Source organism: Nonomuraea sp. NPDC005730 (genome assembly GCF_040630865.1).
Lineage (GTDB): Bacteria > Actinomycetota > Actinomycetes > Streptosporangiales > Streptosporangiaceae > Nonomuraea.
The window spans coordinates 1-12,481 of sequence record NZ_JBEXYK010000092.1 but is presented as its reverse complement, the minus strand read 5'-3'; the positions used below and the strand labels follow the sequence as shown (position 1 = coordinate 12,481).

At 64.6% G+C, this 12,481-nt stretch carries 8 protein-coding genes, 1 tRNA gene and 3 pseudogenes; 7 read left to right on the top strand and 5 right to left on the bottom strand.

Annotated features, from left to right (window positions below):
• The first annotated feature begins 419 nt into the window (after nt 1-419).
• Nucleotides 420-716 carry a transposase gene (locus tag ABZ444_RS48445; RefSeq protein ID WP_358011395.1) on the top strand — a complete coding sequence of 99 codons (297 nt, stop codon included), beginning with the start codon at nt 420-422 and terminating at the stop codon, nt 714-716.
• Nucleotides 713-1,426: pseudogene (locus tag ABZ444_RS48440) on the top strand (IS3 family transposase); the annotation flags it as partial. The gene ABZ444_RS48445 and the pseudogene ABZ444_RS48440, both read left to right, overlap by 4 nt.
• 67 nt (nt 1,427-1,493) lie before the next feature.
• Here ABZ444_RS48440 and ABZ444_RS48435 read toward each other — a convergent pair.
• Nucleotides 1,494-1,652, bottom strand: a pseudogene (locus ABZ444_RS48435) (IS3 family transposase); the annotation flags it as partial.
• 82 nt (nt 1,653-1,734) lie between these two features.
• On the opposite strand from ABZ444_RS48435, the gene ABZ444_RS48430 reads away from it, so the two are divergent.
• From ABZ444_RS48430 to ABZ444_RS48420, 3 genes are read left to right on the top strand one after another with little or no spacing between them, the layout of a single operon-like run.
• Nucleotides 1,735-2,160: a helix-turn-helix domain-containing protein gene (locus ABZ444_RS48430; RefSeq protein ID WP_358011392.1), complete on the top strand. Its 426-nt coding sequence runs from the start codon at nt 1,735-1,737 to the stop codon at nt 2,158-2,160.
• A gap of 4 nt (nt 2,161-2,164) precedes the next feature.
• Entirely contained in the window at nt 2,165-6,922 is a 4,758-nt protein-coding gene (locus ABZ444_RS48425) for an NB-ARC domain-containing protein (protein WP_358011389.1), read from the top strand.
• Between the two features lie 40 nt (nt 6,923-6,962).
• Nucleotides 6,963-7,814, top strand: a complete 852-nt coding sequence (locus ABZ444_RS48420; protein WP_358011387.1) for a DUF1932 domain-containing protein — start codon at nt 6,963-6,965, stop codon at nt 7,812-7,814.
• 2 nt (nt 7,815-7,816) lie between these two features.
• Here the strand turns inward: ABZ444_RS48420 and ABZ444_RS48415 are convergent, their stop codons facing one another.
• Both ABZ444_RS48415 and ABZ444_RS48410 read right to left on the bottom strand, forming a co-directional pair.
• Nucleotides 7,817-9,079 carry a P-loop NTPase fold protein gene (locus tag ABZ444_RS48415; RefSeq protein ID WP_358011384.1) on the bottom strand — a complete coding sequence of 421 codons (1,263 nt, stop codon included), beginning with the start codon at nt 9,077-9,079 and terminating at the stop codon, nt 7,817-7,819.
• Between the two features lie 288 nt (nt 9,080-9,367).
• The gene (locus tag ABZ444_RS48410; RefSeq protein ID WP_358011381.1) at nt 9,368-9,658 is read right to left on the bottom strand and encodes an integrase core domain-containing protein; all 291 of its coding nucleotides are present in this window, start codon (nt 9,656-9,658) and stop codon (nt 9,368-9,370) included.
• A gap of 58 nt (nt 9,659-9,716) precedes the next feature.
• Between ABZ444_RS48410 and ABZ444_RS48405 the strand changes: the two genes are divergently transcribed.
• Nucleotides 9,717-10,778, top strand: coding sequence for an integrase core domain-containing protein (locus ABZ444_RS48405; RefSeq protein ID WP_358011378.1), 1,062 nt, complete (start codon nt 9,717-9,719; stop codon nt 10,776-10,778).
• An 81-nt stretch (nt 10,779-10,859) separates the two neighbouring features.
• Nucleotides 10,860-11,171: pseudogene (locus ABZ444_RS48400) on the top strand (tyrosine-type recombinase/integrase); the annotation flags it as partial.
• A gap of 74 nt (nt 11,172-11,245) precedes the next feature.
• On the opposite strand, the gene ABZ444_RS48395 reads toward ABZ444_RS48400, so the two are convergent.
• Together ABZ444_RS48395 and ABZ444_RS48390 are read right to left on the bottom strand one after the other, a co-directional pair.
• Nucleotides 11,246-11,319: transfer RNA gene (locus ABZ444_RS48395), tRNA-Arg, on the bottom strand.
• A gap of 54 nt (nt 11,320-11,373) precedes the next feature.
• The gene (locus ABZ444_RS48390; protein WP_358011375.1) at nt 11,374-12,108 is read right to left on the bottom strand and encodes a ZIP family metal transporter; all 735 of its coding nucleotides are present in this window, start codon (nt 12,106-12,108) and stop codon (nt 11,374-11,376) included.
• Between the last annotated feature and the right edge of the window lie 373 nt (nt 12,109-12,481).

The window sequence follows — 12,481 nt, the reverse complement described above, 5'->3', positions numbered from 1 at the left end:
CATTTTGACCGCAGTCCATTCGGCCTGTACCGCTTCATAACGCATCGCAGGGTTCTTGATCTGCGGTTTTGACCTTCGGTAGCGGTACGGGCAAGATCGCGGCTTGTGCCGTTTCGTCTGCTGTATCTGATCACGGTCTGGGTGTTCGGCTGGCTAGTGTTGCTGGGCCTTAGCCAAGCGTCCAAGGACGTCGAGATCATAGTGCTCCGCCATGAGGTGGCCGTATTGAAGCGTCAACTCGCTCGCCCGAAGCCGGACTGGGCCGATCAGGCGCTCCTGGCCGCCTTGGCACGCTTCCTACCTGCGGTGCTGCGGAAGCATCGGCTGGTCACTCCGGGCACCTTGTTGGTATTGAGGTGCCCAGCAGATTCCGGACATTCAGCCATATAAGCTGACAGAAGTCTGGAAGAGGTAGGTACGTGACGAGGCGTCGCAGGCAGTTCTCGCCGGAGTTCAAGGAAGAAGCCGTCCGCATGGTGCTGGAGGGCGAGCGAACGGTCGCGTCGGTGGCGCGCGAGTTCGACATCAACGCCAGCACCCTGGGCAGCTGGGTGAACCGGCACCGGATCGTGAACGCCCAGCAGGAGAAGCGGCCGCCGGTCTCCGGGCCGGATCGGGCCCGGATCCGGGAGCTGGAGCGGGAGAACGCCGAGCTCCGCGAGAAGTTGATCTTCTTGAAAAAAGCAGCCGCCTTCTTCGCCTCCGAGACTCGATGACGCTCGCCAAGTACGAGCTCATCGACGCGGAGAAGGCCCACCACAAGATCGCGCGGATGTGCGCCTGGCTGGGCGTGTCCCGCTCGGGCTACTACGAATGGCGCGGGCGGCCGGCCTCGGCCACCGCCCAACGTCGCACGCTGCTGGCCGGTCTGGTCGCCGAGATCTTCGCCGATTCGCACGAGACCTACGGCTACCGGCGGGTGCACGCCGCCCTGGCCCGCCGCGGTGAGCACTGCTCGGCCGAGTTGGTCCGCGCCCTGATGCGCGAACAGGGTCTTATCCCGGCCCAGGTTCGGGCCTTCCGGCCGGCCACCACCCTCCAGGGTGACTTCGGCGGCATCCCCGACCTGGTCGGCCGCGACTTCACCGCCGCCCGTCCGGGCATCAAGCTGGTCGGCGACGTCACCTATGTCCGCACCTGGGAGGGCTTCCTGTATCTGGCCACGGTGATCGACTGCCACAGCAAGGTGGTGCTGGGCTGGGCGATGGCCGACCACTACCGCACCGAACTGGTCACCGACGCGATCCGGATGGCCGCCGGCACCGGCGTGCTCCAGGGTGGCGCCGTGTTCCACACCGACCGCGGCTCGAACTACACCTCGGATACGTTCGGCGGCTTCCTGACCGGCCTGGACATCCGCCGCTCGGTGGGCCGCACCGGTGTCTGCTGGGACAACGCGATGGCCGAATCGTTCTTCTCCGCGATCAAGAACGAATGGCTGCACCGCTTCGTTTTCACCACCCGAGCCAAGGCGAAAAGCCAGGTCATCCGCTCGCGGTGGCCGAGGCCGGCCGCTGGCGCCACTCGTAGTAGCCCGATCGCGACACCTCCAGCCAGGCACACATTCGCGCGATCGCATGGTGGGCCTTCTCCGCGTCGATCAGCTCGTACTTGGCGAGCGTCATCGATTCTCGGCCGCGAAGAAGGCGGCCTTAGATTCAAACGATCAACGCAACACTGCTCGTGGATGGGTGGATCGTGGCTCGGATGGGTCGGCCGGGAATGTCGGACGCGATGAAAGAAGACCTGTGGCGGCGGTGGCGCGTCGGTGAGTCCATCAGCGTGATCTCCCGGGCACTGGGCAAGCCTCCGGGGTCGGTTTTCACGGTACTGAAGCACCATGGCGGCATCGCGCCGGCCGAGCGGGTGCGGCGGGCCGACCGGTTGAGCGCCGAGGAGCGAGAATCGATCTCTCGTGGTCTGGAGGCTGGGGCCTCATTACGTTCGATCGCCGTCTCGATCGGCCGCCCGGCATCCACGGTGAGCCGGGAGGTCGCCCGCAACGGCGGCCGGGTGAAGTACCGTGCGCTCGCCGCCGAGCAACGCGCTCAAGAGCAGGCACGTCGCCCGAAACCGTGTGCGGTGTCAAAACTCACCCATGGCATCTGGTCTGGCCTTCTACACCTCCTGCTCTGCTGGGCGCACGAAAGGGGTCATTGATTCAATGATCAACGCACTCTCCGTCGTGCTGGATGTACTGCAGCTAAAAAGGCCCGGTGTAGGATGCGCTCGAGAACCACAGGCGCGTGTATTGAACGCTCGGTGGCGGGAGGCGCTGACAGTGGCAACACCGATGACGGTTTTCATCAGCCACACCCAGGAATTCGGACTCTATCCGCCGGGCCGGAGTTTTCTCGAAGCGGCCAAGAGGGCAATTGAAAGAGCAGGTGATTCTATCGTCCAATTGGACGGACTTCCGGTAGCGAACGATTCCTCCGTTGATCACGGCGATCGGCAGATCATCGCCTCCGATGCGGTTGTGGCGCTGGTGGGCTTCCGGTTCGGGAGACCTGTACCGGGGAATCCCGGGATTTCTCACGTGCAACTCGAGTTTCAGACCGCCGTGAGCTCAGGAAAACCCCTGCTAGCCTTCATGCTGGACGAGCAGGCAAGCGTTCCGATCCTAGACTTTGTCGATCATGCAAACTGGCTTCCGCAGCAGGAGTTCCGTCGAAGGTTGCGGACAGAGGCGAGTATGGTCAGCCATTTCGGCACGTCAGAGGAGCTCGAGCTCCTAATTTTCCAGGCTCTCGGTGCGTTGCGCGAACGATTGAGGACGCCCGAGCTGATCACCATCCGGCAAGGGTTCAGCGGCTCCGTCGAGATGATCCCGCCACGCCTCGGCCCCTTCGTCGAGCGACCCGCCCTCACCGATCAGTTGCTCGACGTGCTGCGTGAAACCCGAGGTGCCTGTATCGGTCTAACGACCGCGCTGCATGGCGCCGGAGGATTCGGCAAGACTACTCTGGCTGCGGAGGTTGCGGAGCGCAGAGAAGTCCGGGAGTTGTTCGAAGCTGGCGTCCTGTGGGTGACCCTGGGAGAGAACGTTTCGGGTGCCACTCTGGCCAACCATGTAAACGATCTCGTAGAACTCCTCAGCGGAACCAGGCCCACATTCTTCGATCCCGACCAAGCAGGTCACTACTTGGGACGGGTCCTAGGCGGGGATCGTTACCTTCTGATCATCGACGACGTGTGGAGCAGATCGCAGTTGCGGCCCTTCATGTACGGAGGGCCGAACAGCACACGGATCATCACGACGCGGATGCCATCCTCCTTGCCTGAGGGGTGTCGGACAATTCTGGTCGACGCGATGCGCATCGACGAGGCCGAGCGACTGATGTCACTACGTGTGGACGGGCTTTCCCATCGAGACTTGGAGAGGCTTCTGTCGGTTACCGGCCGCTGGCCTGTCCTGCTGTCGCTGGTCAACAAGATGCTCCGCAAGCTTCTCAGCGCCGGGTTGGACGTCACGGAGGCGGTCCGCTACATAGAGGAGCGTCTGTCGCTCGACGGCCCGTCTGCCTTGGACGTCCGCCGCTCCCAGGAACGGGACGAGGCGGTCAACGCCACTATCAGCGCCAGTCTTGGCCTTCTGCCAGAGGAGGCCAGGCTCCGCTACCAGGAACTCTCCATCTTCTTCGAAGACGATGCGATTCCCTTCCGAACGGTGGCCGCGCTCTGGGGAAGGACGGGAGGGCTGCGCCCGAGCGAGATCGCGAGCCTGTGCGACGATCTATGCGATCTATCTCTGCTGACCCGCTGCGCGACCGCCCACGGCCTAGCGTTCAAGCTGCACGACGTGTTGCGGTCATGGCTCCGCCACGAGCTGGGCGAAGAAGGGCTTGTGGCACTCAACCGGAGGTTCCTTGAAACGGTGCAGGCGCGTCTGCCCGAGCGCGCCTGGCACCGGATGCCCGTCGAAGACGTCTATCTATGGCAACGGCTGAGCTATCACTTCACCGAGGCCAAGATGTCAGTGGGCCTTGCGGAGCTCCTTGCGGGCGCCGATTTCATCGCCAAGAAGATCGAGTCGCTCGGACCGATCGCCGTGGAGTCGGACCTGTCCTACGTTGAGGACGAGTGGGCGCTGGAGCTCAAACACGCAATCCGGCAGAACGCACACCTCCTCAAACGGACGGAGCCACCCTCGTCGATCCCGAGCATCCTGCTAAGCCGTCTCGAGGGCGACGGGCCCCTCACGGATTTCTGTGACAGGCTCCGCCTCGGCGCTCCGACCCCACGTTTGGAGGCGGTAGGTCAGGTTCCCGACCGGGCGCACCCCGCGTTGAAACGACTACTGGTTGGGGACCCCTCATCCTTGAGTGCCTGCGGGTGCTGTCCTTCCGCGAATCTTCTGGCGACGGGCGGCGAGGACGGAATCGTACGCCTCTGGGATGTGGAGAGCGGGTCGATCGTGCGATCGATCGAGGCGAGCTCTGAGTGGGTGCGTTCGGTGGCTTTCAGCGCCGACGGCGACCGAATCGCGAGCGCGGGCGACGACAACATGGTGCGTGTGTGGAACGTGTCCGATGGGTCTGCGATCATGGAGTTTGAGGGCAGCACGGCACCAGTGAGGTCTTGCGCTTTCACACCGGACGGAACTCGTGTTGTAGGCGCGGGATACGACGGACGCGTCAGGGTATGGGAGCTGGCCTCCGGGAGGGAGGTGCACGCCCTTGAAGGACACAGCGCTGCCGTTAGGCGTATCGCGGTCAGCCCCGACGGGATCCGTCTGGCGAGCGCCGGGGACGACCAGACGGTTCGGATCTGGGACATCGAACAGGGACGTGAACTGCACGTCTACAGCGGCCACACGGCGTCGGTCTGGGCTTGCTCGTTCAGCCCGTGCGGCACTTGGGTGGCCAGCGCGGGCGACGATCAAGTCATTCGTGTTTGGTCAGCGGCGACTGGCCAGGACAGGAGAGAGTTCTCTGGCCATACCGCTGGGCTTAACGTCTGCGTCTGGAGCACGGATGGGACCTGGATCGCGAGCGCCGGCGACGACGAGGTGATCCGCTTCTGGGACGTGAACATGGGCGAGTTGCTGGGCGTTCTGGACGGCCATCGCGCGGTCATCCGGGATTGCGCGGTCGGCTCCGACGGCAGTTGGCTTGCTAGCGTGAGCGGCGACGGCGTCATTCGGATCTGGGACGCGGATAAGCGGCGTTCCCGCGTGACCACGGCACACACCTCCAAGTGGATCCGTGCCTGCATGTTCGGACCAGACGACACCTGGCTGGCCGCCGGAGGCGACGACGGGCATATCAGGATGTGGCATCCGCGAACCGGCTTGCTGCTGCACGATCTGGAAGGGCACACCGCACCCGTCCGCTCGTGTTCGGCGACCTCGGACGGACAGTTCCTGGTGACGGGCAGTGGCGACGGGACGCTACGTGTCTGGAACACTCTGACAGGTGAGACGGTCGCGGTCTTGGCCGACCACGTCGGCTGGGTTCGGGCGTGTCAAATCAGCCCGGATGGCTCTGTTGTGGCGAGCGCAGGGGACGACAAACTGGTCAGATTTTGGGACGTGGAAAGCGGGACGGTCACTCATGCCCTGCAAGGCCATAGCGGCGCGGTGAGGACCTCCGCCCTCAGCCGGGACGGGAGTCTGCTGGCCACAGCGAGTGATGACGGAAGCCTGCTCATCTGGGATATGGCGAGCAGAAGCCTGCATTCCCGGATTGAGACCGACAAGATCGCCATTAGATCCTGCGCCTTCTCTCTGTCAGGAAGAGAGATCGTGGGTGCGGGCGACGGGCGGGTCATCAGGGCTTGGTCCCTGGATACTGGAGAGGTCACACGTACTTTCGGCGGACTTCGATCATCCGTGAGGGCCTGCACGATATCGGCCGACGACACCCGTTTGATCGGATGCTCTGACAGCGGCATCGTCTACGTCTGGGATTTCGCCACGGGAGACCTACTACATGCGCTAAGTGGGCACGTTGGTCCCGCGCGCGCGTGCACGGTCCCGACCGACGGCGGCAGAGTGGCCACGGGGGGAGGCGACGGCGTCCTCCGTGTCTGGGACACGGAGTCCGGAACCCTGCTGTCCAGTGTCGACGCGATGGGATCCGGTATGAGATCCTGCGCGGCCTCTTCTAGAGGAGACAGGATCGCCGTCGGTGGCAGCAACGGCGGCCTGAGCTTGTGGGACATGAGTACGGGACGTCCTGCCTGGACAGTCTCCGCCACTGTCGGATCGGTGAATGCGTGCGCAGTTTCCGCGGACGGGATGCTGACAGCCGCAGCTGGAAGCAACGGCGTCGTCACCGTCTGGAACACTGAGGGCGGGGACTGGTCCCAGATGATCCTCGCGACGAACGCCTCTATCAACGCCTGCGTCTTCTCGCCCACAGGGTCCAAGATCGCGGTCGGAGGGGGAGACGGCCTCGTCACCGTCCATACGCTAGAGTCCGTCGGCCCTACCCAGGAGTTGGCAGGCCACGTGGGATGGGTCCGTTCCTGTGCCTTCAGCCCGGATGGGCGCATGTTGGCTTCGGCGGGCAACGATGAGGTGATCCGCATTTGGGAGGTCAGTTCCGGGGATCTCCTGCGTACGCTGGCCGGGCACGATGGGGTGGTCCGTTCCTGTGCCTTCAGCCCGGATGGGCGCATGGTGGCTTCGGCGGGCGACGATGAGGTGATCCGCATTTGGGAGGTCAGTTCCGGGGATCTCCTGCGTACGCTGGCCGGGCACGATGGGGTGGTCCGTTCCTGTGCCTTCAGCCCGGATGGGCGCATGTTGGCTTCGGCGGGCAACGATTGCGCGATACGGGTGTGGGATCAATCGCGGACCTGTGTCGCGATCATGAAGACCGATTTCCCGCTGTCGTCGGTGCAATGGGCGGTGGATGGCGGCCGGATAGTTACAGTAGGAGAAGGGGGCGTATACCTGTTCCGCTGGATCACCTGATGCAGACGAGCACATGAGGCCGGCTGGTAGGGAGAAGAAGTTGGAGACGGTCCCGAAGACTGCGGTGGGAATTTTGAGTCCGGGGAAGATGGGCGCGGGGATTGGTGAAGTTATCCGCTCCGCCGGGCACGAGGTCTTCTGGTGCTCACAGGGCCGTAGTGCGGTCACGGCCGATCGGGCGGAGAGAACTGGGCTGGTCGGCACTCCCGATCTCGACGCGCTGGCGTCCACCGTGGAAGTGATCTTCAGCATCTGTCCGCCGGAGAACGCGGAGAACGTCGCCGCCGAGGTTGCCGCCACAGGGTTTACCGGCCTTTTCGTGGAGGCAAACGCCATTAGCTCCACGCGCTTCGACACGATCGCCGATCGACTCGAAACCGCTGGCGCCAAGGTCTTGGACGCCTGCATCATGGGGAAACCCCCGAATGCCAGCGCCAAAACCCGACTGTACCTCAACGGAGACGCTGAGTGGATCGGCCTAGCCGCAGGACTATTCGCCGAGGGCACCGTAGAGATCTTTACGATTCCAGAGCCTCGAGGCAGGGCTTCGGCGCTGAAGATCGCGCATTCCACGTTCGTGAAGCTCGACAGAGTCATCGCCGCCCTCGCCCACTCTTTGGCACGGTCCTACGACGTGGGTGAGATCCTCGCTGAAGAGGCCCAGCACGACGGCAGGTTCGCACTCGCCGAGCCCGATCACCTACCGAGCGTTGCCTCTCGCGCCTGGCGCTGGCTGTCAGAGATGGACGACGCCGCTGACCTCATGACGAGAGTGGGCATTTCCGAAAAAATGGTCCTGGCCGCGAAGGAAATCATGGAGATCTGGTCGGTTGACAAGGACAAGGACGATCTCGCCACAGATGTGGTCCTAGACCAGTTGCGCCAATCCTGATCTCAGCTGCCGAGCATTGCAATGTAGTCAGCAAGAACGTTCTCCACCTCGCTGAACCGCGACGCGGCGAAGAGTTCAGTGAAGTACGGCTCGGAGCCGTAGAAGGCTGTGATGTCCGACTGAGCGGTGGATGCGAGCTGCGTTCCGTAGCGGTGGACGAGGCTGATATCGCCGTCCGGGCGGATCCTGCCCTGATACACGGATTCTAGGTCGATGAGGAGGGAGGGGCGCCCAACAGCGGCCCGGTAGAGCACGGGGCTCTGGATACGCAGGACAATCAGGCGGATGACGAGGTCAAGCCGGAGATCGGCGCGGCTGGAATTAGCAGTGGCAACCGCACCGGTGAAAGCCGCCAGGTTCAGGACGCGCTTGATATGGCGGGGATTGGGCGCGACAATGCGCTGCAGCAGGTCGACATGAGGTTCGATGGCCGTTGGAATCGTGAGCGTGGCAAGGAAGGAGCCGATCTTCGAAGCGTCGAAGGCGGCGAGGTAGAGCGGCAGTTGGATCATCTTGTCGAGGTACTCGTTGCCGACTTCGATGACCTTGTCGGCGGTGAAGCCGAAGTCACGGTACTTTACGGCGACTCCGCGGTCGATGACGTCCTTGGCGATCGCGAGCACCACAACCACGTTGCGGAGGTCGAGGAAGAGCTTCACCGACTCCAATAAGTCGACGATCTCGTGAGGTTCGCAGCGGTCCAGGTCGTCGATGAGGAAGACCAGGCGGATGCCCTGCTCGGCCAGATCATCGGCGGCCGTCTGGAGCGTCGAGCGGATCTTCCGCATCTCGCTCTCGACCTCACCTTTGGCCTTCGAGTATTCCTCCGAGGCTGACTTAATGTCGTCGAGCTTGACGTTTCCGCCCGACACCTTCCCGAGCACGATGTTGGCTGTGATGATGCCGATCACGTGGGTTATACGCTTCCGACTGTCGGCTGCCTTGTTCTCCTCCTGCTCCAGAAGGGTGTCATTTAGCGTATGCAGCAGCGGGACCAGCATGTTGGGCTCCTTGCGGTGGAGCCACGGGTTGAAATGAACGCGGATGGTCCGACCCGGGTGGTTCTGTTCCAGCGCCTCGTTGACCATGGACAATAGGCTGCTTTTACCGCTACCCCATGGGCCGAACACCCCGATGGTGAAGGGGGTTTCGGTCCCCTCGCTCGTGATCGCCCGGGCGAGCGGGTCGACGTACTGGATGAAGCCCAGCCCGTCCCCGGCCCGGCGCACCGGAGCGTCCGATACGAGCAGTCGCTCGTCGATCATTGAATTCCCTTTCTACGAGCTCAACAGAATGCCTCATTTTGCCTGAGACTCTGCGAGATGGGTAGATGCTTTTCCGGCGGGTTGGCCGATGGCCTAATATCAAACAAACACATGGAATGAGCTTTTCCAGCCTGACAGCCCCGGGGCGCGGTGGGTTGGCGCAGAAGAGTGGCGGTAGAAGGGAAGCTCCCTGCAAGACAGCAGACGACCAAGATCCGATGCCCTAACGGGGGTGTACCGCTTCAAAACTCATCACGTAGGGCCTGAGCTGGGTGTTCTCCGGGGCAGCTACGCGGCTCGGTGGTGCTCGTTGATCAGTCCGCCGAGCACCCTCCGGCGTTCGATCCGGCCTTCCAGCGAGACGGCGGTCTGCTCGTCGTGATCGGGTGGCCGCTGCGCGCGGGACTGGTGCGGCCGATGCCCGTTGTAGTGATCGACGTACTCACCGAGCACCGAGTGCAGATGCCGTTCGCCGTAGATCAGCATGCGGTCGGCGCACTCGGCCCGTACGGTGCGTACCCACCGCTCGGCGTAGCAGTTCGCCCGCGGTGTGCGCGGCGGGATCTTCAGCACCGTCACGTGTGCCGTGCCAAAACTCGTCCATGGCATCTGGCCTGGCCTTCTATCCTCGGCACTCGTGTTTCTACGCCTGCTGTATCTGCTGATGGTCCGGTTGTTCGGCTGGTTGACGCTACTCGCGCGGGGCGACGCTTCCAAGGACGTGGAGATCTCGGTGCTGCGACATGAAGTCGCCGTCCTGCGTCGTCAGGTCTCCCGACCGCGACCGGACTGGGCCGACAGGGCGCTGCTGGCCGCACTGGCGCGACTGCTGCCCACGCGGCTTCGCCTCCATCGAATCGTGACGCCTGGCACCTTGTTGGCCTGGCACCGCCAGATGGTCAGCCAACGCTGGACGTACCCGAACGCGGCCGGACGTCCGCCGATCCCGAATGAACTGCGTGAGCTGGTGATCCGGCTGGCCAGAGAGAACCCACGATGGGGGCACCGGCGGATCCAGGGCGAACTGCTCGGCCTCGGCCATCAGATCGGGGAGGGTACCATCCGCCGCATCCTCACCGCGGCCGGCCTCGGCCCAGCGCCACGCCAGACTGCGCCGACCTGGCGACAGTTCCTTACCTCGCAAGCCTCCGGCATCCTGGCCTGCGACTTCCTGCACGTCGACACCGTGTTCCTCAAACGCCTGTATGTCCTGTTCGTCATGGAGATCGAGACACGCCGCGTGCACCTGCTGGGCGTCACCTCCAACCCGACCGGCGCGTGGACCACCCAGCAAGCCCGGAACCTGCTGATGGACCTGGGCGAGCGCGCCAGCGCGTTCAGGTTTCTCATCCGGGACCGTGACGGCAAGTTCTCCCGTTCGTTCGATGAGGTGTTCACCGCCAATGGCGTGCGGGTCATCAAGACGCCCGTCCGGTCGCCACGGGCGAACGCGTTCGCGGAGCGGTTCGTGGGAACACTACGCCGTGAGTGCCTCGATCACCTGCTCATCCATGGTGAGCGGCACCTGCGTAAGGTTCTGGCCGAGTACGAACACCACTTCAACCAGCATCGCCCGCATCAAGGCCGTTCGCTTCGCCCGCCGTTGCACGGTCCCAGCAAGATGATCGACATGACTTCCCGGATCCATCGTCGAAGGACCGTCGCAGGTCTGATCAACGAGTACCACAGAGCAGCCTGATCTCCCGGCAAACGCCCAGCTCAGCAGCAGTGTTCGCGTTTTGGCACCCCACAGGCGGGTGCCGACTGGCAGGATTCGGGATACGTGTTCACCACCGCGACAGGCGCACCGCTGCGGCCGGACTATCTCACCGGCCGGTTCCGCCGGCTGGTGGCCGCCTCCGGGCTGCCGCCGATCCGGCTGCACGACCTACGCCACGGCGCCGCCACCCTGGCGCTGGCCGCGCACACCGACCTGAAGGTGGTACAGGCCACGCTGGGGCACGCCAGCATCGTGCTCACCGCCGACACCTACGTCTCGGTGCTACCGGAAGTGGCCCACGAAGCAGCCCGCGAGACAGCCGAGCTGGTGCTGAACGCCGCATCCGCACTGGGGCGGCAGCTCAGCATCTGACTCAGGATTGCCTCACATTTGCCCCATACCGCCCCAGCGCATGGGCGCGATCGGAGTTTCCGCAGGTGGAGAAGCGCGCCCTGCAGGATTCGAACCTGCGACCGTCGGATTAGAAGTCCGGTGCTCTATCCAGCTGAGCTAAGGGCGCTCCTGCCTTATTGTGCATGATCCGGCGACTTGTCACGCACACGTTCTGGCCGTGTCAGGCCGACAGGGCGATCACCAGCCACATGAACAGGGTTCCCATGACCGTGGCGGCCAGGGTCCAGCCGGTGGCGCGTCTGGTTGTGTGGGCCTCCGGGAGGATGTCAGAGATGGCCAGATAGAGGAGAAATCCGGCGAAAAGGCCCAGGTAGGCGGTCAGGATGTGGGCCGGGATGGCGATGAGGAAGGTCAGGGTGGCGCCGAGCACGGGGGCGACGGCGTCCAGGGCCAGGAGGGTGAGGGCGCGGCGGCGGGCGTTTCCGTACAGCGACGTGATCGTGTACGTGTTGAAGCCGTCGGTGAAGTCGTGGGCGATGACGCCGATGGCCACGGCGACCGCGAGCGAGGCGTCCGTCTGGTAGGAGGCTCCGATGGCGGCGCCGTCCAGGAGGCTGTGGATGACCAGGGCGGATCCCGCCGTGACGCCTACGCCGGCTCGGGCGTGGCGGTGGGCGGCGTAATCGCCTTCGTGCGCGTCGTGCATGCCCATGGAGCGTTCGACGATGTGGATGCCGAGGAACGCCAGGGCGAACATGAGCATCGGGAGCGGGACGCCGAGCACTTCGACGGCGTCCCGGGTGAGGGATTCGGGGAGGAGGTCGAAGGCCACCACGCCGAGCATCACGCCCGCGGCGGCGCCGAGTACGAGGTGGCGGTTGTTCTTGACGCGGTCGGCGACCAGCCCGCCCAGCAGCGTCATGAGGAAGGCCGCCAAGGAGAGCAGGATGGGCACGGTTCCTCAGGCTAGGGGGTGGCTGGGGGGCGGGGGCGGTACGACACTCGTCCGCGGGATTCGAGGGGCACGGCGGCTTTGGCGACAGGCTCGCGAGAGGCACGGGTTCGGGGACAGGTTCGCCAGAGGCACGGCTTCGGGGACACGCTCGCGAGAGGCGCGGCTTCGGGGACTGGCTCGGAATTCTCGCGCGGCGCGGCACGGCTCGGCGCGGACGCGGCACGGCACGGCTCGGCGCGGACGCGGCACGGCACGGCGCGGCGCGGACGCGGCACGGCGCGGCGCGGACGCGGCACGGCTCGGCGCGGCCCGGACGGGGCAGCGCGGGGCCCCGCCGGCGCGGCGGCGCGCCGCAGCGCGGGGGGCGCGGAGC